At 37.6% G+C, this 26,284-nt stretch carries 20 protein-coding genes; 9 read left to right on the top strand and 11 right to left on the bottom strand.

Going from position 1 to position 26,284, the window contains the following annotated elements; genetic code table 11:
• Positions 1-14: 14 nt before the first annotated feature.
• A complete protein-coding gene (locus VB711_RS03490; protein WP_323284306.1) occupies positions 15-908 on the bottom strand; it encodes a hypothetical protein in 894 nt (297 codons plus the stop codon).
• Positions 909-942: 34 nt separating this feature from the next.
• Positions 943-2,007, bottom strand: coding sequence for a reverse transcriptase domain-containing protein (locus VB711_RS03485; protein ID WP_323284305.1), 1,065 nt, complete (start codon positions 2,005-2,007; stop codon positions 943-945).
• A 364-nt stretch (positions 2,008-2,371) separates the two neighbouring features.
• On the opposite strand from VB711_RS03485, the gene VB711_RS03480 reads away from it, so the two are divergent.
• The 4 genes from VB711_RS03480 to VB711_RS03465 all read left to right on the top strand — a co-directional run bounded on the left by VB711_RS03480 (position 2,372) and on the right by VB711_RS03465 (position 5,072).
• Positions 2,372-2,503 carry a hypothetical protein gene (locus VB711_RS03480; RefSeq protein WP_323284304.1) on the top strand — a complete coding sequence of 44 codons (132 nt, stop codon included), beginning with the start codon at positions 2,372-2,374 and terminating at the stop codon, positions 2,501-2,503.
• Positions 2,504-2,963: 460 nt separating this feature from the next.
• Positions 2,964-3,236 (top strand): hypothetical protein, encoded by a 273-nt coding sequence (locus VB711_RS03475; protein ID WP_323284303.1) that lies wholly within the window; start codon positions 2,964-2,966, stop codon positions 3,234-3,236.
• Positions 3,233-3,598, top strand: a complete 366-nt coding sequence (locus VB711_RS03470; RefSeq protein ID WP_323284302.1) for a clan AA aspartic protease — start codon at positions 3,233-3,235, stop codon at positions 3,596-3,598. Before VB711_RS03475 ends, VB711_RS03470 begins: the two co-directional genes overlap by 4 nt.
• Positions 3,599-3,848: 250 nt before the next feature.
• Entirely contained in the window at positions 3,849-5,072 is a 1,224-nt protein-coding gene (locus VB711_RS03465) for a bifunctional sterol desaturase/short chain dehydrogenase (RefSeq protein ID WP_323284301.1), read from the top strand.
• Between the two features lie 60 nt (positions 5,073-5,132).
• Here VB711_RS03465 and VB711_RS03460 read toward each other — a convergent pair whose 3' ends face one another.
• Entirely contained in the window at positions 5,133-6,602 is a 1,470-nt protein-coding gene (locus VB711_RS03460) for a S8 family peptidase (protein WP_323284425.1), read from the bottom strand.
• 624 nt (positions 6,603-7,226) lie between these two features.
• Positions 7,227-7,949: a pentapeptide repeat-containing protein gene (locus tag VB711_RS03455; protein WP_323284299.1), complete on the bottom strand. Its 723-nt coding sequence runs from the start codon at positions 7,947-7,949 to the stop codon at positions 7,227-7,229.
• 340 nt (positions 7,950-8,289) lie between these two features.
• Between VB711_RS03455 and VB711_RS03450 the strand changes: the two genes are divergently transcribed.
• The 3 genes from VB711_RS03450 to VB711_RS03440 all read left to right on the top strand — a co-directional run bounded on the left by VB711_RS03450 (position 8,290) and on the right by VB711_RS03440 (position 11,141).
• Positions 8,290-9,477 carry an FAD-dependent oxidoreductase gene (locus VB711_RS03450; RefSeq protein WP_323284298.1) on the top strand — a complete coding sequence of 396 codons (1,188 nt, stop codon included), beginning with the start codon at positions 8,290-8,292 and terminating at the stop codon, positions 9,475-9,477.
• A 51-nt stretch (positions 9,478-9,528) separates the two neighbouring features.
• Entirely contained in the window at positions 9,529-10,632 is a 1,104-nt protein-coding gene (locus tag VB711_RS03445) for a TRAP transporter substrate-binding protein (protein WP_323284297.1), read from the top strand.
• A 263-nt stretch (positions 10,633-10,895) separates the two neighbouring features.
• A complete protein-coding gene (locus VB711_RS03440; protein WP_323284296.1) occupies positions 10,896-11,141 on the top strand; it encodes a type II toxin-antitoxin system Phd/YefM family antitoxin in 246 nt (81 codons plus the stop codon).
• Between the two features lie 294 nt (positions 11,142-11,435).
• Here VB711_RS03440 and VB711_RS03435 read toward each other — a convergent pair whose 3' ends face one another.
• Both VB711_RS03435 and VB711_RS03430 read right to left on the bottom strand, forming a co-directional pair.
• The gene (locus tag VB711_RS03435) at positions 11,436-11,741 is read right to left on the bottom strand and encodes a DUF5615 family PIN-like protein (RefSeq protein WP_323284295.1); all 306 of its coding nucleotides are present in this window, start codon (positions 11,739-11,741) and stop codon (positions 11,436-11,438) included.
• A 55-nt stretch (positions 11,742-11,796) separates the two neighbouring features.
• Positions 11,797-12,117 carry a DUF433 domain-containing protein gene (locus VB711_RS03430; RefSeq protein ID WP_323284294.1) on the bottom strand — a complete coding sequence of 107 codons (321 nt, stop codon included), beginning with the start codon at positions 12,115-12,117 and terminating at the stop codon, positions 11,797-11,799.
• A 378-nt stretch (positions 12,118-12,495) separates the two neighbouring features.
• Here VB711_RS03430 and VB711_RS03425 point away from each other — a divergent pair, with 378 nt between their 5' ends.
• Entirely contained in the window at positions 12,496-13,014 is a 519-nt protein-coding gene (locus VB711_RS03425; protein WP_323284293.1) for a DUF456 domain-containing protein, read from the top strand.
• An 82-nt stretch (positions 13,015-13,096) separates the two neighbouring features.
• On the opposite strand, the gene VB711_RS03420 is transcribed toward VB711_RS03425, so the two are convergent.
• The 5 genes from VB711_RS03420 to VB711_RS03400 all read right to left on the bottom strand — a co-directional run bounded on the left by VB711_RS03420 (position 13,097) and on the right by VB711_RS03400 (position 22,071).
• Complete coding sequence (locus VB711_RS03420) at positions 13,097-13,408, bottom strand: hypothetical protein (RefSeq protein WP_416233550.1); 312 nt, start codon at positions 13,406-13,408, stop codon at positions 13,097-13,099.
• On the bottom strand, positions 13,405-16,971 hold the full coding sequence (locus VB711_RS03415) for a hybrid sensor histidine kinase/response regulator (protein ID WP_323284292.1): 3,567 nt from the start codon (positions 16,969-16,971) through the stop codon (positions 13,405-13,407). Before VB711_RS03415 ends, VB711_RS03420 begins: the two co-directional genes overlap by 4 nt.
• Positions 16,972-17,166: 195 nt before the next feature.
• A complete protein-coding gene (locus VB711_RS03410; RefSeq protein WP_323284290.1) occupies positions 17,167-21,018 on the bottom strand; it encodes a GAF domain-containing protein in 3,852 nt (1,283 codons plus the stop codon).
• Positions 21,019-21,073: 55 nt separating this feature from the next.
• Complete coding sequence (locus VB711_RS03405; protein ID WP_323284289.1) at positions 21,074-21,547, bottom strand: chemotaxis protein CheW; 474 nt, start codon at positions 21,545-21,547, stop codon at positions 21,074-21,076.
• A 155-nt stretch (positions 21,548-21,702) separates the two neighbouring features.
• The gene (locus tag VB711_RS03400; protein WP_323284288.1) at positions 21,703-22,071 is read right to left on the bottom strand and encodes a response regulator transcription factor; all 369 of its coding nucleotides are present in this window, start codon (positions 22,069-22,071) and stop codon (positions 21,703-21,705) included.
• Positions 22,072-22,657: 586 nt separating this feature from the next.
• On the opposite strand from VB711_RS03400, the gene metH reads away from it, so the two are divergent.
• Positions 22,658-26,188, top strand: coding sequence for a methionine synthase (metH, locus tag VB711_RS03395; protein ID WP_323284287.1), 3,531 nt, complete (start codon positions 22,658-22,660; stop codon positions 26,186-26,188).
• Positions 26,189-26,284 lie beyond the last annotated feature (96 nt).

Raw genomic sequence — 26,284 nt, 5'->3', positions numbered from 1 at the left:
TTGAGTTATTTAGTTTAATTATAAATTTTATTGAATCTATTATAAACTTCTTTAACAAACCAAGATACTACTTCTGTTATATTGGTATAGTTATCGGTAGAAGAGTATAAACATTTAGCGTAATGGTTTAATTCATTTACTTTTAATTTGATATTACTTGCACTACCATGAGCATCTAAATTTCTTAATTGATGAAGATGTTTAATTAAGTAAAATTTTTCTTTAAGATGTTGACTATTCATAAAATTTGGTTTCAAAATTTCAAAAAATATCTCCACAGAGGCATTAAAATTACTCCTACGAATTTGTTCGATGCTTTTCCAAGATATATATTTATCATCTATGAGTTTAAAATCTTTTGATTCTATTTTATCATTATTATTTAGATAAATTTCCGTGAATTCCCAGCCCATTTTATTTATACTATTTTTGACTCGCTGGTAAGCTTCTAAGAATGTTTTATTACTTTCACTAAGACATTTATATTCTTCCTTAAAAAGAAGCTCAATAGCAGATTCTAAAGTTTCATTAGCAGACTTACAAAAATTTGTAATCTTTTTTTTATGTCTACATTCTGCCATATCTTTACTATATTTTTTTAAGCTTTCTAACCAAGATGAGTGTTTTGTTATATCTATATATGGATATTGAATAAAATATTCATTTGGTATTTTTGTCTGTTTTTGAGGTTGTTGTAAACTATCTTGATGAGCGGCTGCTAAATTAATCTCAGGAGTTTCACTCATTAAAGATGCTTGAGCAGATAAATTACTAATTTGCTTAGATATTTGCTCAAAATTAATATATAAATTCTCATTTAATGAACTAAACTGTTGACCAATATTGTTAGATAATTTATCAATACTGATTTTTATTTCTTGAACTTCTTGTTTTAAATCTTGTTCCATATCATATTTAGTTATTGTATATTTCAAGTTATATTTAAACAGATTTAATGAGTTGCTGATAAATATTAAAATATTTTTGATATACAGGGTCATTTTTGCCCTTAACCATACCAAGAAACTCTATTTTTCCTCGAATAACTTTCTTGAAATTTAGTTGTTTCTTATTCGGTAATCTACTTTTAGATTCATATTTTGTTAAATACTCTCTTTCAGCAGATTCGAGTCCAAACTTAGACCAAGCGTGAAGCATAGCACGAATTTGACGAACATAGTTGCGGTCAACATTAGGAAAAACATTGGTTGTTAAACCCGTAACTTCTTGATGATTTCCTCTGGTTTGTAATCTAACTTTACTATCATTTAATTCAAATCCATTTTCATTAATGATGTTTAATAGAGTATCGCCAATAATTAATTTTTCTCGATCCTCATCATTAACTATATATGCCAAATCTCTAGGAAATTTAGGCAAGCTTGTCGAGAAAGTAATATCATCTGCATATCTTGTATAAGTAGCTTTACACTCTTTAGCTAACCTTTGTAATTGACTATCCATCTTGGCACAAATCATATTAGTGATAATTGGTGAAGTTGGTGCGCCTTGAGGTAACTGATTATTATGACAACAAATTTGTGCTAAAACTGTTGCTACATCTGGATGCAATCCATAAGGGGTAGCCAAAAACATACCCCTCACTCGACCAAAATTAACCGAAGGGAAAAAATCTTTTAAATCAATATTCAGAACATAGCGTTTTTTTACATGATTTTGAGCATTAGTTACAACATTTTTACTGCTCACGAAACCATGTACTGATGGTTTTGTTTCATATACAGCTTGTAAAACTTGATTAAGTTTTCTTTGAATAATTTTAAGTGCAGTTTTTGGAGTTGATATTTGACGAATACCACCAGATTTTTTAGGAATACTAAAACTTTTATACCGCTTTTCAGGGTTAACAAGATATATATGGTAAATCAGACGAGAATAAGAAATTTCTAAAAAATCGGCTACATCCGTTGGTTGTTTGAGAGAATAAAATTTTTCTCGCAAAGTTTCGGGACTATTTGTGAGAATTAACTGGGAGTTTTTTTGCACTTTATCTTAATAGATAGTTAAAAAAATATCACTTGCGGGTGTATTCTAACTTACTCGTAAAAGGGAACTAGAGATAAATATCTAGGTTAAAGCTAACCATCAAATACACCGTCGCAGGATCAACAACGGAAATCAATACTTATTCCCGCAAGTGATTAAATTAGCTAAGTATAAATAATCATCAAAATTTGATGACTTGTGTTTAGCTGCTATATATTGTATGGCTAAATGTACGCAAATAGTCAAGACCTAAATTTGCAAAATCTTAAAAATTTAATCAGATAGTTTTATGTTATGAGATGTGCGATCGCAAAGCACCCCGCAGGAATCGCTCTTAGTTAGATTATGGTGGAGATGTGCAATTGTGCGGAACTCAGTCCCAGAAGGCGATCGCTGTTGGTTAATAGTGGAAGGAGTGCGATCGCTCTTTGTTAATGGTGGAGAGGTGCGATCGCTGTTGGTTAACGGTGAGAGAAGTGCGATCGCTGTTTGTTAATGGTGAGAGAAGTGCGATCGCTGTTTGTTAATGGTGAGAGAAGTGCGATCGCTGTTGGTTAATGGTGAAGGGAGTGCGATCGCTTTTTGTTAATGGTGAAGGAAATGCGATCGCTGTTGGTTAGTGGTGAAGGGAGTGCGATCGCTCTTTGTTAATGGTGGAGGGAGTGCGATCGCTGTTGGTTAATGGTGAAGATAGTGCGATCGCTCTTTGTTAATGGTGGAGGGAGTGCGATCGCTGTTTGTTAATGGTGAAGGGAGTGCGATCGCTCTTAGTTAATGTGGAAGAAGTGCGATCGCTCTTTATTGGTTAACGGTAAAATGAATGCGATCGCTCTTAGTTAATGTGGAAGTAGTGCGATCGCTGTTTGTTAATGGTGAAGGGAGTGCGATAGCGAAGCGCTCTGTAGGAATCGCTTGATCAAGTATAATGAACTAATTACGAAAAAGGATGAAATAAAATGCAAGCCATTCTCCTCAGCAGCGAAGAAGTTGCCAAACGTGCCAAAGAATTATATGACAATGGCATTCGTCAGCAAGTAGAAACAGAAGAAAACATCGGTAAAATGATAATTATTGATATAGAAACAGGTGAATATGCTATTGATAAAACAGGCATAGAATCAGCACATTATTTACGCAATAAAAACCCATTAGCTAGACTATATGGACTTCGCATCGGTTACAAAGTTGCCGTTTCTTTTTGTGGTGATATGGAGCGTGATTATCAGTGATCAATGGTATTATCAAAAACGGGCGTGCAACTGTCAATGTCATATTTCGTTTGCCCAATAAACCAGACTTTACCATTGAATTTGTAATTGATACAGGGTTTACAGGCGATCTGAGTTTACCATCAGCAGCAGTCGCTTTAATCAATTTACCTTTTCTATATGAATTACCTGCAAATCTAGCTAATAATAGTTGGGTAGATTTGCCAATACATCAAGCTACCATTATCTGGAATGGTGAGGAAAGAGAGGTAAATGTTTTAGCTACAGGAAAACTGCCATTATTAGGCACTGCTTTACTTGATGGATATGAGTTATCTATCCAATTTACAGAAGGTGGTTTAGTAACAATTGAAGAATTATAGTTAAATAATTTTTATTAAGTGCATTAGTGTACTGTATCTTTATTGGTTAACGGTAAAATGAATGCGATCGCGAAGCTGACCTAAGGTATCGCTCTTGGTTCATGGTGAAGGGAGTGCGTTCGCGTCTAGTAGAGAAGTTCTCCGTAGGAATCGCTCTTTATTGGTTAATTGTTAACGGAACATTAGAGAATTTTTACCATGATACCATTATGAAGAATAATTAAGAAAAAATGGTGTGAAAGGAAACGTGATGAATCTGATTGAAAGCTTGACTATTGATTGGGTTTTAGTAAATAACAGCTTACAGTTTACTATTTGGGGTTTTTCCTCCCTCTTGGTGGCGGAAATTTTGCGGGATATTTATCATGTTGTATGTCACCAAGTTGCTTGGTTAGCAAAATGGCACAATAAACATCATGCAGCATACCGTCGAGATTTATCTTTAGTTTCCCAAAAAGCTTACATAGATTCCCAGCTTTACCATGATATTGTGGAGTCAAGTTTATTGCTAGTAATATTAATAGCAGTGGCTTTACTTGGTCAACAATGGGGATTATGGTTAGGAGTCGCATACAGTGGTACATTTTTATATGGTGCCTCTGTACGGTATTTCCAAGGGACTATTGACACAGACTACAATCACTTACCAGGTGCTTTAGAAACTATTCCTTCCGTGTGGCTGGTAAATAGAACCTACCATTGGCGACACCATTTTGATGATGTTAACGCCTATTATAGTGGGGTTTTTTCTCTGGTGGATAAAATATTGGGAACGGCACTTTCTTTGAAAGGTAAAACTATTGCGTTAACTGGTGCTTCTGGTGCTTTGGGAAATGCGTTGGTGGCAGAATTGCTGAGATACAATGCTAAAATTGTGGCATTAAGCACCAATCCCCATAAAATAGAGGCGCGAACTGGGTTAAAAGTTCTAGCTTGGGAATTGGGTAAGGAAGAAGAACTGAAAAAAAATTTAGAGAAAGTTGATATTTTAATTATCAATCATGGCATAAATGTTTATAGCGATCGCTCTTCAGAGGCAATTCAAACTTCCTATCAAGTTAATACCTTTTCAGCTTTACGGTTGATAGACATATTTTCTGCAACTGTCACAGGACCCGAAGCCAAGGCCACCAAGGAAATTTGGGTTAACACCTCGGAAGCGGAAGTTTCCCCAGCTTTGAGTCCCTTGTATGAACTTAGTAAAAGAACATTAGGGGATATAGTCACACTAAAGCGATTAGATGGTGTATGTGTAATTCGCAAATTAATTTTGGGACCCTTTAAAAGTCAGCTTAACCCCATTGGTGTGATGTCACCACGGCAAGTTGCGCGTGGTATCTTGTTTTTAGCTAAACGAGATTTCCGAAATATTATTGTGACGGTAAATCCTTTAACTTATTTGCTGTTTCCAGTTAAGGAATTTAGGACTTGGTTGTACTACCGGGTTTTTAGTAAATCAGCTAAAAGTGAGTAATTAGGTGACAGCGATCGCTATTTGTGAGAAAATTGATCAGAGAGCGATCGCTATTGAAATTTAGCTGAATATTTCTTCTAATTCAGTATTATTACTTTTGTAGTAACTACCCGTGCCATCATAATAGTATGGTATGGGATTTACCAAACTTTCATTATTCTCGCTGTAATAACTGAAATCTTCTGTTTTTGGTTGACTAGCATTACCAAACTGTAACGTTAAGGTATTTTCACCAATAGAAACAAGAACAGGTAGTAAGGAGCCAGTTTCCTCCGAACGAAAGAATCCTAAAGGCAAGCGTGACACTATATTAAACAGATTTAGCAGTTGTCGGGGAGAAAAGAAAGAACCTAAACCAGATAATAAAGAAGAGTTAGAAGGAGTTGGATTTATTGGCTGAATACCCTCACTTACCTTTGTTCCATTCTCTGCCATATTGATAATAATATTACGCACTTGACCCTCAGTTAAATTAGGATTAGCACTGAGCATGAGGGCTACTACTCCAGCAACATGGGGGGTTGCCATAGAAGTTCCATTGTAATAAGCATATTTATTATCTCGCACTGTAGAATAAACATCAACACCAGGAGCAGTCACATAGGCAAGTTCCTCAGAACCAGAACGATTAGAGAAATCAGCTAAATCGTTATTTTTATTAACTGCTCCCACCGCAATACCCGTCTTGTTAGCATAGCGAGCAGGATAACCTGGTAAAGCATTAGCATTATTCCCCGCAGCCATAACAACAATAACACCTTTGCTGCTGGCATATTCCAAAGCTGATTGGAGAGTTTTACTAGCAGAACTTCCTCCTAAACTAAGGTTAATCACATTTGCACCATTATCTACAGCATAATAAATACCTTTAGCAATCTTACTATAAGAACCAGAACCATTTTCATCTAAAACTTTAACAGGCATGATTCTAGAATTGTAGGCAACACCTGTAACCCCAAAACCATTATTTTCTGCCGCAATTGTCCCAGAAACGTGAGTTCCATGACCATTATTATCTAAAGTATTATTATTGCCATCCTCGAAATTCCAACCATGACTATCATCAACATAGCCATTGCCATCATCATCAATACCATTACCAGGAATCTCTTTAGTATTCGTCCAGATATTATCATTTAGATCTTCATGATTGTAGTCAACTCCTGTATCTAAAACAGCAACAATAATCCCATTACCTGTATGTCCATTTTCCCAAGCAGTGGGAGCATTGATCATATTTAATCCCCAATTATTTTTACCTTCTAACTGAGGAGCATTTTGATATGGAGCTACACCAGCCGCTTCACTTACAGATAAACCAGCATTAACTAAGCCATAGCCACTATTAGGATTATAAGCATTATTAGTAGCTATTGCTTCATTTTCTTCTATATTTTCGTTAACGAAGGAAGAACTACTACCCCAATTTAAGCTAGAATCAACCGGAGTATTAAAGGTATTAACTGAAGAAATAGCAGTAACGTTAAATTCCTGTTTAGATGAGAAGGTCTTAGTAATATCAATGGTCATGAGTATTTTAACCTCAAAATTAGTAATTTTTTTTGTTACAGGATGAATATCTAAACTCATTCAACCAGAAGAGTTTATAGGCGTGTATTTTTGTCTCTGATCGAAAAATACTATGAATAGCCAATGATAAAAAGCTATTTTGATTACGAATAAACTAATAAAAAGACAGGTAATCCTGACAATTGTTATTGGACAAGGAAAATCTTAACAGGCTTGAAAATTCTTTAGTGTCTTTCGAAAACAGTTATTTTACCTATTAAATCAACTTGCTGATGATTAATTTTTGGATATTTTGAACTCTGTAGGGTGCGTCAGACAGAATAATTGAGACTAAAATCACTAATTTTAAGTTTCTGACGCACCTTACTTCTAAGTAGCAATTTGCGTTATTAAATCAACTTGCTGATGATTAATTTTTGGATATTTTGAACTCTGTAGGGTGCGTCAGACAGAATAATTGAGTCTAAAATCACTAATTTTAAGTTTCTGACGCACCTTATTTTATCTAACTAGCAACCTGCGTTATTAAATTAACTTGCTGATTATTAATCTTTAAATATTTTGTAGTCTGGAGGATAGGTCAGATACAATATTTTTAGGCAACCCCATTTACCTTATTACCTATTACCTGCTAGACTCTCTCAAATTTGCCCTATCTAAATTAGAATCATCTAAAATAGCGCTGTGTAGGCTGGCCAGATATAAATTAGCTCGTTGTAAATTCGCACCAACAAGATTAGCGTGATCAAGATTACTGGCGCTGAGAATTGCTTCTGAGAGATTGGCTAAATTAAGATTAGCACCATTAAGATTAGCAGCAGTGAGAATTACTCCTTCTAGGTTTGCATGATGCAAATTAGCACCGGATAGATTAGAATGATATAAGTTAGTTTGTTTAAGATTTGCCCCTTGTAAATTGATTCCACTTAAATCAGTATGACTTAAATCAATCTGCACATCTTCCGGGTCTTGGTTTGTGTCTCTATTAGCGATTAAGGTCATCATTGCTTGGATAATAACTTTATTATTTGCTGTCGGGTTACTGTTTACTTCTTCAGACAGTGGATAGGGAGAGTTATTGCGGATAACATTAGTCAGCATATTGATGATTCTCCATTGGTATTTTGGATGAGTCTTAGCAATAAAGGCTAAATCTTCAATATCAGCCAGATTAGTGTTTAATTTTTGTGCCTCTAGCCGTCCAATGAGTATGTTACAGTAAAGGTTGGGTAAATTTCTTAGGTAACAATATTTTATCCAGCTAGAAAGATTATTTTTTGCAGCTAACATTTTATCGCTTAAAAAAATAATATTATTAATAATTTCTGTTTTGATACTTTGATACATTACATCTTTGCCTTTTTTATGAAATTCCTATGTTTTTTAGGGTAATTCCCACAATATGCAGGTTTTGGTGAGCAATGTCGAACCTACTTAGATTTATATGACTATGCCACGTAAGCTATCAGCAATCATTTAGGAGTCCTATATGTTTTTTTAGTGAGGAAATAATTAATATCCGATATACAAAGATAATTTCGTCCTCTAAGTTTTTAAAACTTATTTAACTCAACAATATATTCATCATGATTTAGTTGTCATCAGTGAATTTTAAGTCCATAATCAATAAATTAAGGTTTTTGAGTATTTTTTTTGACTTTGTAAACATTCTCTAACTAGATTTTCAATGCAGCCAAATTATCAAACCAATTTCCAAAATTTAGTATTACTCGGTGGTGGTCACAGCCACTCGATTGTTTTAAAACTTTTCAGTAGAAAACCAATACCAAAAGTAAGACTGACAATAATAACTCCAGATAGATACACACCCTATTCAGGAATGCTACCAGGACATATTGCTGGGTTTTACAGTTATGATGAATGCCATATTGATTTGCAGAGTTTAAGCAAATTTGCTGATGTAAAATTATATTTTGACCAAGCAGTTGGTCTAGATTTGAAAGATAACAAAGTGCTGTGTGCTAATCGAACCGCCATAGATTTTGATTTACTCTCTATTGATATTGGCAGCACTCCTGCTAAACTTTCTGTATCCGGTGCAGCAGAGTACGCAATTCCAGCTAAACCAGTAGACCGACTTTTAAAACATTGGTATGAACTTCAAAAAAATGTCGAAATAAATCCTCAAATACCAATTAGTATCGCCATTGTTGGGGGTGGTGCTGGTGGTGTAGAATTGGCTTTATCAATGCAGTCTAATTTGCAGCAAATTTTACAGCGACATCAACAACCAATTACAAATCTAGAAGTTGATTTATTTCAAAAAACTGGGGAATTAATGCCTAATTATCATCCCTCAGTACGGCGATTGATGCAGCAAGTGTTGATGGAAAAAGGTGTAAAATTGCATTTGGGGGAAACGGTGTCTCAAGTTGCACCAATAGTAAAAAATAAATTTCAAATTAAATGTGAATCTGGGTTGAATGTCGCTTATAATCGAATTTTCTGGGTGACACAAGCATCAGCACCGAATTGGGTCAAAGCTTCAGGAATTGGTACTGATGAAGAGGGCTTTATTTTAGTAGATGATAATTTACAATCAGTGACTCATCCTCACATTTTTGCAGCAGGTGACATTGCGACGATGATCAATCATCGTTTACCGAAAGCGGGAGTATTTGCGGTGCGTCAAGGTAAACCGTTGTTTAAAAATTTGCAAAGGATGATTTTAGGGAAATCACTTCAACCGTATAAACCACAGAAAGAGTATTTAAGTTTGATTGGTACAGGAGATGGCAAGGCTATTTGTAACCGGGGTGCTTTAATTTTACCACCCCATCAACTAATATGGAAGTGGAAAGACTGTATCGATCGCCATTTTATGGAACAATTTCCAAAACTGCCAAAAACCTGATACATTGCACTATCAGCCACAAAATAGTGTCATGGAAAATACTAAATTATCATGAAACGCCGACAACTGATCAATACAGGGGCGATCGCTACTGCAACCACAGCACTAACAATCGCCTGTAATAGAACCACCACAGCCCCCACTGTACAAGCCGGTTTACCCACCGTTCGCTGGCGAATGACAACTAGCTGGACTAAGACTTTGGGAACCTATATTGGTGCGGAAACCATCGCTAAACGAGTTAAAGAAATGACTCAGGGACGCTTCACCATTACTCCCTTTGCGGCTGGTGAGTTAGTACCAGGATTGCAAGTATTAGATGCTGTCCAAGCTGGAACAGTGGAATGTGGACACACAGCCAGTTATTATTATATCGGTAAAAATCCCGCCTTAGCGTTTGCTACTTCCGTACCCTTTGGTTTAAATGCTCAACAACAGAATGCTTGGTTGTATCATGGTGGTGGACTAGAAGCGATACAGAAAATATATTCTAATTTCAATATTATCAACTTTCCTGCGGGTAACACTGGGACACAGATGGGTGGATGGTTTAAAAAAGAAATCAAATCTTTATCTGATCTTCAAGGGTTAAAAATGCGGATTCCTGGTTTGGGAGGACAAGTGATGTCTAAATTGGGGGTGAATGTGCAGGTGTTACCAGGAGGTGAAATCTATTTAGCATTAGATAGAGGTGCTATTGATGCGGCTGAATGGGTTGGACCCTACGATGATGAAAAACTTGGGTTAAATAAAGCTGCTCAATTTTACTATTATCCTGGTTGGTGGGAACCGGGTCCGACTTTAGATGTGTTAGTTAACCGGACGGCTTGGAATAAATTACCCAAAGAATACCAGGAAATATTTAAGGCTGCAACTTTTGAAGCCAATATGAATATGTTAACTGAATATGATGCTTTGAATGGTGAAGCGTTATCAAGATTGGTTGCTGGTGGTACTAAATTAACTCCCTACAGTGCAGAAATTATGGAAGCAGCGAAAAAAGCAGCTTTTGAGTTATATGAAGAAAATGCTAGTAAGGATGCAACTTTTAAAGAAGTTTATGAACAATGGAAAAACTTTAGACAGCAGATTTACAACTGGAATCGTGTTAATGAATTAAGCTATGCCAATTTTGTCACGGCTGATAGTAGATAATATTGGTGTTGCTGTTCGCGTAGCGTGCCGTTAGGTATAAAAGTCTCTTCGTTAGGCTAGGAGTCACCAGTCATCGTAAGGAGTACAAATTGTGGGTAACTCCTATCCCAAATCAAGACTGATTTCTGCTAAACATTTTATTAACATACCCTACAAGATCGGCGATCGCACTGATTCATCCGTATAACGGTCTAGTTGAGCCACCGTTGTCAAATTGTCATAATTAAACTAAACTTAGTTTGTAGACTTAGTTTATAAAAAACATGGAAACTATAAATATCCATCAAGCTAAAACAAATCTATCTCGGCTATTGTCTCGTGTAGAGCATGGAGAAGAAATTATTATTTCAAACCGAGGTATTCCAATTGCCAAGTTAGTTCCGTTTCGCACATCACTAAACCGCCGATCTAGTTTGGGACAAGATCGAGGAAAATTTATAGTACCTGATGACTTTAATGCGCCTTTGCCAAAAGAGATTTTAGCTGCCTTTGAGGGTGATTTTGAGTGAAACTTTTACTAGATACTCAATGTTGGTTGTGGTGGTTTTCTCAGGGAATGACGCTTGTGAGCGCGGATTCAATGTTTGATCAATATGATGTTTCTGTAATTTGGGCAGCCAGTTAGCGAAAATATGGATAGCCAAGAATTTTCTAAAGTCGAATTCCGTTCATCATAAAGACTTTTGCCCCTCTATTTTAACCCAAACATCGGGAATCTTAGGTAACATTCCTCAACTCAGCCTACAGGAGCGGCATCGCACTTAGGCTCACAACTTCAATGAATGTGCATGGTGCGTAGCCATTCAAAATGGAAAAGTCATAATCTGATCGATCCATTCCTCAGCAGTAGATGCTTCCCACACTAAGAGAATTGCATCGATCGCTTCGCTGATGGGAAGATTCTGAGAAAGAATTAGAACACCAGAACTCGTTTGCGAAATGATGAATTGACCAAACTCAGTCGGCATAGTTTTGCGATCATGCGTGACCAGCACCCTACCATCCCGTGCTGCAATGGTTAAAACTTCTGGATCTTTTATTCCTTCAAGCCCTGCTTGATTAGCTGACCGAAAATCCAGATTTGGTTGTCTGCGGATTGCACCAGTCAAATTGCCTGTCTGAGATCCGCATCAGCTTGAAAGCGAATTTCTGTCATGCTGCTTTCTACTTCTGGGCTTGAGCCGCCTTCAATTTTTGGTAGAGACAAGGACTCTTTTCTCTACAAGACTGTTGTAGTTGCTGAAACTCAGCTTCACCCTTTTTCAGATACGCATCCACAAGTTCTCGATTGGCAAGATAGAAAGCGATCGCGCCATAAACCTGTTCGAGGGAAAGGAGTGGAAAATTTTGGGCAATGCTTTCGGGCGATTCTCCGTTCAAGAAAGAATAGACAACTGAATCAAGGGAGATACGAGTTCCTTCGATCCAATATTCTTTGTCTCGTTGCTCGATGTACTGCTTTGTTGGGATGGAGGCTAATGTCATAGGAGTAATTTTGCTGTTTACCTAAAATGATAAGCGATCGCACTATCAGGTACGAATATCATCCGAATTTGCTTATTAATTTTAAGCGTCGCTTACCTGTTCGCGTTAAAACAAAATAAGGTGCGTTACATTTCATTAACGCACCCTACAGGATCGGCGATCGCACTACGATGAGTGATTGAACTTTAATTTATAGATATTCAAAGTTTCCCATTTGAGTTTTCTACGCGAAAGTATCCCCATAGCCCTGATACAACTGCGCCAACTAAAATGCCAATACCAGGGAGAACAGCACCAAGTACAAAAAATTATCCAGAAATTAGTGCGATCGCTTCCTAAGCTTCATAATAAATATTAGGCTCAAAATTAGGTTGGTATATGCAAATTATTTATTGGTTATTAATAGTTGTGATGATTGTTGGTGTGATTGGGGCTGTGGTTCCTGCCATACCTGGGAGTAGTTTAATTTTGACGGCTGTAATTGCTTGGGGATTAATTAGTGGCTCTATTGCAGCAATTAAAACTCCGCTGATTGTTACAATTGTGGTGTTACTGTTGAGTATAGGGGTGGATTTTTTAGCTGGTTACTTGGGCGCGAAACAAGCGGGTGCTAGTAAATGGGGGCAAATTGGCGCATTTGTTGGTTTATTGTGCGGATTTTTTGGATTATTACCAGCTTTACCTTTCGGTGGACCACTCCTGGGCATTTTATTGGGCCCACTGTTAGGGGCAATTATTGGTGAATATCTTTATAGACGCAATTTAGGGGCAGCGGTGAAAGCGGGTATTGGCATCACCGTAGGCACCTTGGTAGGTAATTTAATTCAAGGTTTGTTAGCCATTGGTGCGGTGATAGTTTTTTTAATTACAACTTGGTCTCAGGTTTATGGTAGTTAATCCGATGAAATTGATTCTAAAATTAGCTCCTAGTACCGCCAGGCGGAAATATCATCCTTTTGCAAAGCCACATCTAAAATTGTTAATGTTCGGGATTTTCCCACAGTTCTAATAAGCCAATTGTGCCTACAAAAAATGTATAGGCTGCATATTGGAGGGGGAATTTATTTTTAGAATTTGCATAATAGGCAGCTATTATTCCTTCTATAAAATGAGCCAATAGTGCCAAGCGACCAATGATTAAAATTGGATTTAAGCTAGTAGGTAATTGATGATGAGTGATTAAGGCTTGAATATCCCATAATTGTAGAGCGATCGCACTGCTAATAAGTATAATTGAGATGGCTTTAATCAGGGGGAATATTTTTTGTTTGATTTGGTGTGAATTAATCATGCTAATCTACTTAAATTATCTACGGTGGCGATAAATTCATGTTCTAAATAGGGTTTGGTAAAGTAAGCATTTCCACCCAATTCTTGAGCTAATTGACGATGTTTGTCAGAACTACGGGAGGTGAGAATCATGACTGGTTTTTTGGAGAATTTGGGGTTTTGTCGAATATTACTTAATAGTTCAAATCCATTCATCTGTGGCATTTCTAAATCAGATATAATCACTGCAATTTCTGGATGTAACTGCAATTGTTCGAGTGCTTCTAAACCATGTTGTGCTTGTAAGACTTGATAACCTGCTTTTTGTAAGGTAAGAGATAATGTTTGACGCAAGCTAATAGCATCGTCTACTACTAAAACTACTTTTAATGCTTTTTTAATTACCCCTATTTCGGGATTTGTGGGATGAAATTCAGCTAGTAATGGTGTTGAAGTATCTTGTGATGCTGGTAATGCCTGTTGTTGGGATGCCAGATTGATCGATAGTTCTGTGATTTCCTGGGAATCGGCCAGCAAAGAGCCATCAATGATTAAAATCAGATTACCGTTGGCTAAACTACTACAACCATACACATATTTCGGCGGTGCGATCGCACTACCTAAAGGTCTAATAACCAGTTCTTGTTCACCGATGATTTGATCTACTTCTAAACCTAAAATTCCTTGTTGACGTTTTAATAACAGTACAGGATTTTTCGTGATTCCTGTTTCAGAATTACTAACTAAACTATTCAGATGAGTGTTGCCCATGATTGGACGATTATAGTAGATCAATTCTGACAGTTTGAGAAGATTGACCATCATTTCTTCCTCCTCTGTGTGCCAGTGCAGAATTTGTTTACCTTCAAATTCTCTAATTTGTTCAGGGGAAGGAATAACTATTTTTTCAATACTATCTAGCAATAAGGCGTAAATCACACCCCCTGCTTGAACTAACATCAGTTTATCTGTGGTCATAGAAAAGGGAATTTTGAGGATAAATGTTGTTCCTTGATGCTGAGATGATTGCACTGAAATTGAACCATTGAGAGATTGTAATTGGGTTCTGACAATATCCAATCCCATTCCTCTTCCAGAAATTTCACTGACTCGATTAGCTGTGGTGAATCCTGGAGAGAACATCAGTTCTATTAGTTCGGATTCTGTTAATTTATGAACATAACCTCTAGCGTGATCATCTCCTGGAATAATATTAAGTTCAATCGCCCGTTCTCGGATATTTTCTAAATTTAATCCTTGACCATCATCCCGGACTTCTATGACGGTTTGACTACCTTGATTATAAGCAGAAATTTCAATTAAACCTTGTTCTGGTTTGCCAAATTGTTGACGAATTTTTGGTGATTCAATTCCATGATCAAAGGCATTCCGTACTAATTGCAATAATGGATCATACAATTTTTCAGCGATCGCTTTATCTATTAGTACCTGTGTACCACTTAATTTTAGTTCTATAGATTTTCCATAGATACTGGCCAGCTTATTAACCATCTGCGGAAAGCGGTTGAGGATAGTTCCCAGGGGTAACATTCTGGCTTCTGCGAGATTTTCGATAATACTCAGAGTTAAACTGTGTTTTTTATCACTAATTTGAGTAGCTTGTTTGAGCAAAAATTCCAGTGATTCGGCAGTTTCTTGTAGTTGTAATGTCTCTTCTATACCTGTGTGTAATGTTAAATAAAATTCTGTATACACATCCATTTCCAGGACATCAAAGTTGACAGCCGAGAAATTTTGTGTTGGTTCTACTGTCAAATTATTCCCTTGCAATGGCAAATCACGTAATTGATTTAATGTTGATTGATGTCTGGTAATTTGCTGAGTTAATCGCTCGATTAGTTCTGTGATTTGTTCATCGTATACTGTGCGGCGTTTTTGATAGATTAGTAATTCCCCTGTTAAGTAGTTAAGCTGTTGTAAGCCTTCTACATTTACTCGCACAAAGGAAGGTTGTTTAAGATTTTTGGTTGATGAATCTGGTGCTTTTTCTTCTATTTGTTGGGTAATTGCTATGGTGTCATCAGTTAAGTTAGTTTCAGTAACATCTGTAAATGCAGTTTCAATAATAGCTGATGATGTCACACTTTCTAAATAATGATCATTTTGAACTTCTTCTGCGGTTTGAGGGTTAGTTGTATCACCAATAGATCCTCCTCCCCAGATAGCTTCTAATAAATTTTCGTTCGGTTGCAGATCAATTGGGGGAGATATTTCTTTAAAAACTAACAATGTTTGTAATTTAGGACTATCCAGCCATTGTTTTTGTTGTTCGCTGATAGGAGGGTAATTTTTATATTCTTTGGCTAACTGACGAATTTGGGTTTTAAGTTTTTTAATTATAGCGATTGCCTGGTTATTGGTTTTAACGCTATACTGAAATTTAGTAATAGCTAAAATAATAATTAAAATTAACCCACGACGATAAAGACAAAGGTTTTGGCTATCTCTTGGATCTTCGACAAAAGCCATAAATTGATCTGACCAATCTTCGATATACCCAACTGGATCTGCTTGATCATATCTGGGTACTAATAAATCTAAACTTAGTTCTGTCTCTGCTATATCCATTTGATGATTAAACCATCCGAAAATATAGCGAATTACTTTTAAATAAAATTTCGCATTTGCTGGTTTTAAAGGTTCGGTATTCCTATCTCCAGAAATTAAAAATTGGTAAAAGTCGGTAGTAATATTTAAAAATGTAGCGACAGAAGATTTTTTAGTGGCTGTCAGAGTTGATTCATTTTTGGGTAATATAGCTAGAGAGCTATTTTTAGGGGAATTGGCTAGGGCTTGCAAAGCTGTTGAAGGTGAACCTCCTGAAGTGCGATCGCCATCCAAAACTGCTTGTTGTGATTGTTGTAAATCAGCTAGGGCAATGGGGGCAATTTGGTATATCTGATGAGGGTTTGCCTCTAAAGCTGCTGTAATAGTGCGAGAAAGTTCGACTAATCCTGGTAAATTTAAAGATTCGGCTAAACCCAGAAACACTTCTACTTGGGAGTGGAGAAATTCTCCTAATTCTTCAGGATTTAGTGAACTATTAATAGCCTCCGCAATACTTTCTAAGCGTTGCTTAACACCCACTTCAAAGATAGATTTAACGATATCAAATCCCAATTCTTCAGAAGTAGGAATATGGGGTTCTGTGCCAAAAGCATCACCTAGTTTTGTTTGCAGTTGGACAAAGACTGAACTAGCCCGTTCCAGGAGTTCTTCACTATTAATATTACTACCTGTCAATTCTGCGGTTACGGCCAACTGAAGACATTCATAACTATCTAATAGCAATGATTGTAATTCGGAATCAATAACTACATCTGGATTATATAAAGCTTTAAAAATATCTTCTAAGGAATGGGCAATCATTTGAATAGTATCTAGCCCAACGTTAGCTGCCCCTCCTTTAATTGTATGAGTTGCCCGCATTAAGTTATGTACTTTAGAAATGCTATAGTCTTCGGCTAAAGTAAATAAATCTTGTTCGATAGTTTGGAGTAATTCTGGTGCTTCTGTGAGGAAGTAAGCGTAGCCTTGTTCACGGATGGAGTTATCGGTAATCATATATTTTGTTATATTAGGAAAGATTGCAGAAGGAGTCAGGAGTCAGAATAAATTAGTAGTGGTTATAAATCTCTCACTAATTAATTTTAAATAAACCGCAAAGACGCAAAGAGCGCGAAGGTTTTAAAGGTATTTTGGATCGGCAAGGAATATGATTTATAGAGACGTTACGTGGAACGTCTCTAAATTGGTTATTTAGTTGACTTTGAACTTACTAGCAGTTGTTAATAAGTCTTGCGCCATGCCTGATAAATCTTGGAATACTGTCGCAATTTCTTGGGATTCAGCAAAGGTTTTATTGGCGATCGCAGCTACATCATTCATGGATGTTGTCACCGTTACAGATTGAGTCATTTGTTTTTTGGTTGCGTCTGTAATCTGATTAATTAATTGACTAATTTCTGCCGTTGCTGCGACGATCGCATTCAAGTTTTGGCGAGTTTGATTAACCAAATTCGTTCCTTCCACTACCTGTTGAATCCCGGTTTCCATGGCTAGGGCTACTTCACCGGTTTCTGTTTGAATTTCTTGGACTAATTTTTCAATTTCGATAGTTGCGGCTGCTGATTGACGAGATAGCGATCGCACTTCATCGGCTACAACGGCAAAACCTTTGCCAAATTCACCGGCACGGGTGGCTTCAATGGCAGCATTTAAGGCTAGTACGTTTGTCTGGGTAGCAAAGGTACTAATCAAATTCACTACTTTGGATATCTTTTGCGATGATTCACTCAAACGTTTAATCTTTTTGCCAGTTTGGGCTACGGTTTCCCGAATCCCTTGAATCGCATTCACTGTTTGGTTCATGGCAATATCACCAGAATCTACGGTTTGGTTGGCTTGTTTGAGGGCTAACTGCACTAAATCGGCGTTGGCTACCACTGCTTGGGTAGAAGCAACCATCTGTTGAATATCTCCTAAGGCGGCAGTGATTTCTTCCGATTGTTCTTTAGCTAAACCAGTTAATCCTCCCAGGGAAGTGTTGCTAGTTTTCGAGGTTTGGGCTACCTGTTGGGCGGCTGTTTGTACCTGAATGACGATTTGCCGTAGTGCTTGGACGGTACTGTTGTAGGCATCAGCAATTGTACCTAACTCGTCTTCTGTAATCGGTGCGCGTACTGTCAAATCACCATCTAGGGCGGGTCTGAGTGCCATTAGCAGTTGAATTGACCTTTGTTGGAGTAATTCTTTGGCTGCTTTTTCTCTAGTTGCTGCTTCTGCTAGTTTGGCTGATTGGGTTTGGAGTTTTTGCAAATACTCATGTTGCTGTAAAGCCAATCCTAACTGGTCGCCAATTCTGGCTAATAAGTTAACTTGTGATTCTTCCCATTCACGGGTGTGATCGTTTTGATAAGCTGCAAATAGTCCCCAAAGTTTATCACCAAATAATATTGGTACGATGATATAAGCTTTGGCTTCAAATCTTTCTAATATCTCGATGTAACAGGGGTCAAAACTGACTTGATAAATGTCGTTAACTACTAATTTGTCACCTTTGACATAGTTCCCACCTTGGATTTTTTGTAAACAAGGATCATCAAGAACGGCATTGTAACCGGGGCTTACCAGTTTTGTCCAACCACTGGCTACTGATTCGGCGACGAAATTTCCACCCCAGTCGGATGTGAATTTATAAACAGCAACGCGATCGCACTTAAACAGTTGACGCACATCTTGGGATGTGGTTGTGAAAATTTCGTTGATATCTACATCTAAAGATTGACGAATGCGGCTAACTATCTTAGTGAATGATTTTTCTTGGTCGGCAATCTCAGTTAATTTCTCGGTCTTGAGACGTACTTGTTCTAAATAATCTATCTGTGATTTAGCTAGGCTGAATTGTAAGCCAACTTGAGTTAAGAAATTCACTTCTGAATTTTGCCATTCCCTTGTTCCAGAGTTTTGATAAGCTGCTAACAAACCCCAAAGTTTTTCACCAAAAAAGATCGGAACTAAGACATAGGCTTTAATTTGAAACTGTTCTAAAATTTCAATATGACATTGGGCATGACCCATTTGATAAATGTCATTCACAACAAAGGTTTCGCCCTTGGCATATCTGCCACCTTTGGTTTCTTGTAAGTTGCTATCTTCCCAAACGGTTTTGATATCTGGACCTACAAGTTTTATCCATCCAGCAGCTACGGATTCGGCGATAAATTCCCCACTCCAATCTGGATGAAACTGATAAACAGCTACGCGATCGCACTTGAGGACTTGACGCACTTCTTGGGTAGCGGCTTTGAATATTTCTTCTATGTCCAAATCTAAGGATTGACGAATCCGATTGAGAATTTTATTGATTGCTTGTTCTTGTCTAACTGTTTGAGTTAGAGCGTCAGATTTTAACTGTACCTGTTCCAAATAGTCTATCTGTGATTTAGCTAGGCTGAATTGTAAGCCAACCTGAGTTAAGAAATTCACTTCTGAAGCTTGCCATTCACGAATTCCAGAGTTTTGATACGCTGCCAATAAACCCCAAAGTTTTTCACCAAAAAAGATCGGAACTAAGACGTAGGCTTTAATTTGAAACTGCTCTAAAATATCAATGTGACATTGGGCATGACCCATTTGATAAATGTCATTGACAACAAAAGTTTCGCCCTTGGCATATCTGCCACCTTTGGTTTCTTGTAAGTTGGTATCTTCCCAAACGGTTTTAATCCCTGACCCCACCAGTTTTATCCATCCAGTTGCTACGGATTCGGTGATAAATTCCCCACTCCAATCTGGATGAAATTGATAAACAGCCACGCGATCGCACTTGAGGACTTGCCGCACTTCTTGAGTCGCTGTTTTTAAAATTTCTCCTACATCTAAAGATTGACGAATGCGGTTAACTATTTTGGTTAAGGCTTTCTCTTGTTGAGCTATCTGTGCCAGTTTTTCTGATTGCGCTCCCAGTTGTTCTAAATATTCTCCTTGGGATATAGCTACGCCAAATTGCAACCCAATTTGAGTTAAAAAACTAGCTTCCCAATCTTGCCATATCCGCGCTCCAGAGTTTTGATAAACTGCTAATAAACCCCACAGTTTCTCCCCAGAAAAAATTGGCGCAATAATGTAAGCTTTGGTTTCAAACTGCTCTAAAATCTCAATATGACACTGGGCATGACCTGTTTGATAAATGTCATTGACAACGAAGGTTTCACCCTTGGCATATCTGCCACCATGGGTTTCTTGGAGGTGGGTATCTTCCCAAACCATTTTATAGTCTGGGGTGACTATTTTCACCCAATTATTGCCTACTGATTCAGCAACAAATTGACCACTCCAGTCTGGATTAAAACGATAAACACCTACGCGATCGCACTTCAAAAACTGCCGTACTTCTTGGGTAATAGTTTGAAAGATTTTATCGACACTTGGTAACTGTACAATCTTGCCGACTATTTTCGCTACCGATTGTCTAGCTAATGCGGACTGTTTGATCTCTCTTTCGTATTCAAAATTTTGCAATCTATAGTTAATTTCTGTTGTTACCTGAGTTAATAAGGCAATTTCCATTTCTTGCCATTGACGAGCTAAGGTACAACTATGAACTACCAGTAATCCCCAAACTTTACCTCCGACAAAAATTGGTAAACTCAAACTAGCTTTAATTTGAAATTTATCCAGTAGTTGTTTTTGATAGGGTGTACTTTGAATCTGATTAATATCATCAATGGCTACGGGTTCTACATAGTCTTGACTGGTATATAAACCAAACAAAATTCCCGGCAGATTTTCTCCTTTTGTTGGTGTCCACCCTGTTATTCTTGATTCAGCTAAAACCACACCTGATTCATCGGTGGTGAATTGATAAATCAAAACCCGATCGCTCACGATTTTCTCCCGTACCTTAGCTACAGTTATCTTCAGCAAACTGTCTAAATCTGGGCATGGACGCATATACTTGGCTATGTCTTGAAGGCTTCTACGCCAATTTTTAAACTCCTGAGCGATCGCTACACCCGAATCATTGTGATTAATGTTTTTATCTAATTTTTCGACTTCGCTAAAACTTTTTCCAGTAATCTCTTCACTGTTTTGATAGATAGTAGTCATCTCTTTCACCTCAATAACTATTTAGTAATAACCCAGAATCAACCAATCCCAATTCTTAACTGTGAACTTCCCAAACAGCAGCATTAATTATCGCTAAGGCATCTACATTCAAAATCATCTCCTCAGAACTATTGATAAAATAGCCATTCAAAAAAGGTGTCATTGCTGAACTAAATAATTCAGCCGCTAAAGGTTTTATCTCCTGAGTATCCATCCATTCAATATCCGCTAGTTGACGCACCAACAGACCTAAGAATTTACCCTCATGTTCTAACACAATCGCCATCATTTTTGAGAGGAAATTTGATCCTTGTGAAAACGATGGATAACCTAACATTTCTTCTGCATCAACCAACCAAAGCATCTCACCACGCCAATTATAAATCCCCAATACACAATTAGGCATCTGAGGAACACCGCATATTTCAGCCAAAGAGATTTGTAAAACCTCAGCAATATACTCTAGAGAAATAACAGCCGTGTCTTTTGCTCCCAAATTAAAACTTAAAAATTTCTGTTTGGTTTCCAATGTTAACCATCCTTTATCCTGGTTTATGCAGTTTAACTACTATTTCCTTCTCATCTCTGCACAAAAATGAAAAATCAAAAAGCTCATCACATTTTTTGTTTAACTATCCAAACCCGGTTCCTCTATTTAAGCAAATAAATAAGTCAAGAATTTCCCTACTTATTAATTATTTTTTTCAAAGTAAATACTAGCTCTTCTTTATCTATTGGTTTTGATAGGTAAGCGTCCGCGCCTAACATACTACCCCACATTTTATCTACATCAGTATTTTTGGTAGAGCAAAAAACTATAGGTATTTTGCTAGTATCAGGATTATTTTTTAGTTCTCGACAAATTTCATAACCACTTTTACCAGGTAAAATCACATCCAAAAATATCACGTCTGGCTTAGTTCCCCGTTCTATTTTTTCCTGAGCTTCTTCGCTACTGGTCGCACTAACCACATAGTAACCAGCTTGTTGCAAATATTGACTGATGATCTCCATATCAGTCAACCCGTCTTCAACCACCAAAATAGTACTCATCGTAATTCCCTAATTAACCTAAAGTTATGAACATCAAACCTAAAATATCCAAATTAGACTAAACATCTATTTCAGCCCTATGAGACTGAGTTTTGCATTTACCAAATACTCCTATAGTTAGATGCTGGTATTTTTTGTTATTTTATTTTGACTTATTGTATAGATTTTTTCTTCAGTAATTTTACCGATAAAGAACAAGATAACTACACTAATTAAAAGTAGTATAACTTTAGTAACTTATTAAAACAGCTTTTACCCAAGAATAAACTAACAATACTACTGTGTTGTTTCCGTGTCAATATTTATCATATCTAAACACTGTTAAGTAGTCGGACAAAATTAAATTCATTCTTTGAGAGAGGGAACAGGGAACAGAAAAACTTTCCTAACGGATTATTGATGTAGAGTTAAGAGCGATCGCTAGAGTCAGCGTTCCTAACATACTTGATCTAAAAGTGTCTGTATAATAACCCCTATTTACTTAAAAAGCTAACAGAGTCAGGCAATTTCTATAAATCGTGTCCAAACTATCAGAATTTTGGAAAATAATAAGTTAAGTCGAGTATCACCATTCTTTTTCAAAAATATGACCCATCCGTTTTTAGAACGTCTACACAGTCCAGAACGCCCAGTAATCGTCTTTGACGGTGCAATGGGGACAAACCTCCAAACCCAAAATCTCACCGCCGAAGACTTCGGAGGAGCGCAGTATGAAGGCTGTAACGAATACTTAGTCCATAGCAAACCCCAAGCCGTCGCCAAAGTTCACCGTGATTTCCTAGCCGCCGGTGCAGACGTGATTGAAACCGATACCTTTGGCGCAACCTCCATAGTTTTAGCAGAATACGACCTAGCAGACCAAACATATTACCTGAATAAAACTGCTGTAGAACTAGCCAAAGGAGTGGCCGCCGAATTTTCCACCCCCGAAAAACCCCGATTTGTCGCCGGTTCCATTGGACCCACCACCAAACTCCCCACCTTGGGACATATCGACTTTGACACCATGCAGGCCACCTTTGCCGAGCAAGCAGAAGCCTTGTATGATGGTGGTGTTGATTTATTCTTAGTGGAAACTTGCCAGGACGTACTGCAAATTAAAGCAGCATTGAATGGAATTGAAGAAATTTTTGCCAAAAAAGGGGAAAGAAGACCCTTAATGGTATCTGTAACCATGGAAAGCATGGGAACAATGCTAGTAGGTACAGAAATTGCCGCCGTTTTGACAATTTTAGAACCTTATCCCATTGATATCCTTGGTTTAAACTGCGCCACCGGGCCAGACTTGATGAAACCACACATCAAATATTTATCAGAACATTCACCTTTTATCGTTTCCTGTGTACCCAACGCCGGTTTACCCGAAAACGTTGGTGGTCAAGCACACTACAGGCTGACACCGCTAGAATTACGGATGTCGTTGATGCACTTTGTTGAAGATTTGGGTGTCCAAGTGATTGGGGGTTGCTGTGGGACAAGACCAGAACACATTCAACAATTAGCAGAAATCGCCAAAGATTTACAGCCAAAACTGAGACAACCAAGTTTAGAACCAGCAGCCGCATCAATTTATACGACTCAACCATACAACCAAGATAACTCCTTCTTAATTGTCGGTGAACGTCTCAACGCCAGTGGTTCTAAAAAATGCCGTGATTTACTAAACGAAGAAGATTGGGATGGATTAGTTTCCATGGCGCGATCGCAAGTTAAAGAAGGCGCGCACATATTAGATGTTAACGTTGATTATGTAGGGCGTGATGGTGTGCGTGATATGCGGGAAGTTGTTTCTCGTATTGTTAATAATGTCACTTTACCCCTAATGCTCGATTCCACCGAATGGGAAAAAATGGAAGCCGGGTTAAAAGTCGCTGGAGGTAAGTGTTTACTCAATTCCACCAACTACGAAGACGGCGAACCCCGGTTTTTAAAGGTGCTAGAATTAGCGAAAAAGTATGGTGCGGGTGTCATTATTGGGACAATTGACGAAGATGGCATGGCGCGAACAGCAGAGAAAAAGTTTCAAATTGCTCAACGTGCCTATCGTCAAGCTGTAGAATATGGCCTTGCCCCGACAGAAATATTTTTTGATACTCTAGCTCTACCAATTTCTACAGGGATAGAAGAAGATAGAGAAAACGGCAAAGCCACCATAGAGTCAATTCGCCGCATTCGTCAAGAATTGCCAGGATCTCATGTAATTTTGGGTGTATCTAATATATCCTTTGGTTTAAACCCAGCATCCCGAATTGTGTTGAACTCAATGTTTTTACACGAAGCCATGAACGCGGGAATGGATGCAGCGATCGTCAGCGCCAGTAAAATCTTACCATTAGCTAAGATTGAGGAACGCCATCAAGAAATTTGTCGTCAATTGATTTATGATCAACGCAAATTTGAAGGTAATGTCTGCGTTTATGATCCCCTGGGAGAACTTACCACAGTATTTGCCGGAGTCAAAGCCAAACGCAACACAGGAATTGATGAAAATCTCCCCATTGAAGAACGTTTGAAACGTCATATTATTGACGGTGAACGTATTGGTTTAGAAACGCAATTAACAAAAGCATTAGAACAATATCCCCCACTAGAAATCATCAACACATTTTTGTTAGATGGCATGAAAGTTGTAGGTGAATTGTTCGGTTCGGGACAAATGCAACTGCCTTTTGTTTTGCAATCTGCGGAAACCATGAAAACCGCAGTAGCTTACCTAGAACCGTTTATGGAAAAATCGGAATCTGGGAATAATGCCAAAGGAACTTTTCTCATTGCCACGGTAAAAGGGGATGTTCACGACATTGGTAAAAACCTAGTTGATATCATCTTATCTAACAATGGTTACAAGGTGATTAATCTAGGAATTAAACAATCGGTAGAAAATATTATTCAGGCATATCAACAATATAATCCTGATTGTATTGCTATGAGTGGTTTGTTGGTAAAATCTACCGCCTTTATGAAAGAGAATTTGGAGACTTTCAACGAACAAGGAATTACTGTTCCTGTAATTTTAGGTGGTGCGGCTTTAACTCCTAAATTTGTCTATGATGATTGTCAAAGAACCTATAAAGGTCGAGTAGTGTATGGCAAAGATGCGTTTTCAGATTTGCATTTCATGGATAAACTAATGCCCGCAAAATCTGTGGGTAACTGGGATGATCTCCAAGGATTTTTGGATGAAACAGAAAAAAATGAACATCAGTTTATTGAGGAAAAGGTTGGACAAGAACAAGAGTCTAAAAACGAAGATATTCAACTAATAAAAGAGGTTGATACAAGACGTTCGGAAGCGGTAGAGATAGATATTCAACGTCCTACACCACCTTTTTGGGGAACGCAGTTATTACAGCCTAGCGATATTTCTTTAGAAGAAATATTCTGGTATTTAGATTTGCAAGCTTTGGTTGCTGGACAATGGCAGTTCCGCAAACCAAAGGAACAATCTAAAGAGGAATATCAGGCGTTTTTAGGTGAGAAGGTTTATCCAGTTTTAGAAAGTTGGAAAAAACGAATTATTGAGGAGAATTTATTACATCCCAGTGTAATTTATGGGTATTTTCCTTGTCAGTCTGAAGGTAATGCTTTACATATATATAATGTAGAGAATCAATCAGAACAAATTACCAGTTTTGAGTTTCCCCGTCAAAAATCCCTCCGTCGTTTGTGTATTGCCGATTTCTTTGCACCCAAGGAGTCGGGAATAATTGATGTTTTCCCCATGCAGGTTGTGACTGTGGGGGAAATTGCGACGGAGTTCGGACAAAAGTTATTCGCCAATAATCAATACACTGATTATCTGTACTTTCACGGTCTGGCGGTGCAGGTTGCTGAAGCTTTGGCAGAGTGGACACACGCTAGAATCCGTCGTGAGTTAGGTTTTGGTGATTCTGAACCGGATAATATTCGGGATATGTTAGCGCAGCGTTATCAAGGTTCTCGGTATAGTTTTGGTTATCCTGCTTGTCCGAATATTCAGGATCAGTTTAAGCAATTGGAGTTGTTGGGTACTGACAGGATTAAAATGTACATGGACGAAAGTGAGCAGTTATATCCTGAACAGTCTACGACAGCGATTATTGCTTATCACCCCGTAGCGAAGTATTTCACAGCTTAATCTATCCCTCAGAATAGAATGATGAGGCTATAAAAATGAAGTCCACACAGGTGGACTTCATAACTATCAACATTTTCCATGAAAACAGATTCTATT

This window comes from Cronbergia sp. UHCC 0137, from assembly GCF_034932285.1.
Classification (GTDB): Bacteria; Cyanobacteriota; Cyanobacteriia; order Cyanobacteriales; family Nostocaceae; genus Cronbergia.
Note: the sequence above shows the minus strand (reverse complement) of the source record. Positions and strands in the feature narration are given on the sequence as shown.

Coding starts and splice junctions, on each gene's coding strand:
- VB711_RS03490 (WP_323284306.1), bottom strand. CDS start 908: ATGGAACAAGATTTAAAACAAGAAGTTCAAGAAATAAAAATCAGTATT.
- VB711_RS03475 (WP_323284303.1), top strand. CDS start 2,964: ATGCAAGCCATTCTCCTCAGCAGCGAAGAAGTTGCCAAACGTGCCAAA.
- VB711_RS03465 (WP_323284301.1), top strand. CDS start 3,849: ATGAATCTGATTGAAAGCTTGACTATTGATTGGGTTTTAGTAAATAAC.
- VB711_RS03460 (WP_323284425.1), bottom strand. CDS start 6,602: ATGACCATTGATATTACTAAGACCTTCTCATCTAAACAGGAATTTAAC.
- VB711_RS03455 (WP_323284299.1), bottom strand. CDS start 7,949: ATGTATCAAAGTATCAAAACAGAAATTATTAATAATATTATTTTTTTA.
- VB711_RS03450 (WP_323284298.1), top strand. CDS start 8,290: ATGCAGCCAAATTATCAAACCAATTTCCAAAATTTAGTATTACTCGGT.
- VB711_RS03445 (WP_323284297.1), top strand. CDS start 9,529: ATGAAACGCCGACAACTGATCAATACAGGGGCGATCGCTACTGCAACC.
- VB711_RS03440 (WP_323284296.1), top strand. CDS start 10,896: ATGGAAACTATAAATATCCATCAAGCTAAAACAAATCTATCTCGGCTA.
- VB711_RS03430 (WP_323284294.1), bottom strand. CDS start 12,117: ATGACATTAGCCTCCATCCCAACAAAGCAGTACATCGAGCAACGAGAC.
- VB711_RS03425 (WP_323284293.1), top strand. CDS start 12,496: ATGCAAATTATTTATTGGTTATTAATAGTTGTGATGATTGTTGGTGTG.
- VB711_RS03420 (WP_416233550.1), bottom strand. CDS start 13,408: ATGATTAATTCACACCAAATCAAACAAAAAATATTCCCCCTGATTAAA.
- VB711_RS03415 (WP_323284292.1), bottom strand. CDS start 16,971: ATGATTACCGATAACTCCATCCGTGAACAAGGCTACGCTTACTTCCTC.
- VB711_RS03410 (WP_323284290.1), bottom strand. CDS start 21,018: ATGACTACTATCTATCAAAACAGTGAAGAGATTACTGGAAAAAGTTTT.
- VB711_RS03400 (WP_323284288.1), bottom strand. CDS start 22,071: ATGAGTACTATTTTGGTGGTTGAAGACGGGTTGACTGATATGGAGATC.
- metH (WP_323284287.1), top strand. CDS start 22,658: ATGACCCATCCGTTTTTAGAACGTCTACACAGTCCAGAACGCCCAGTA.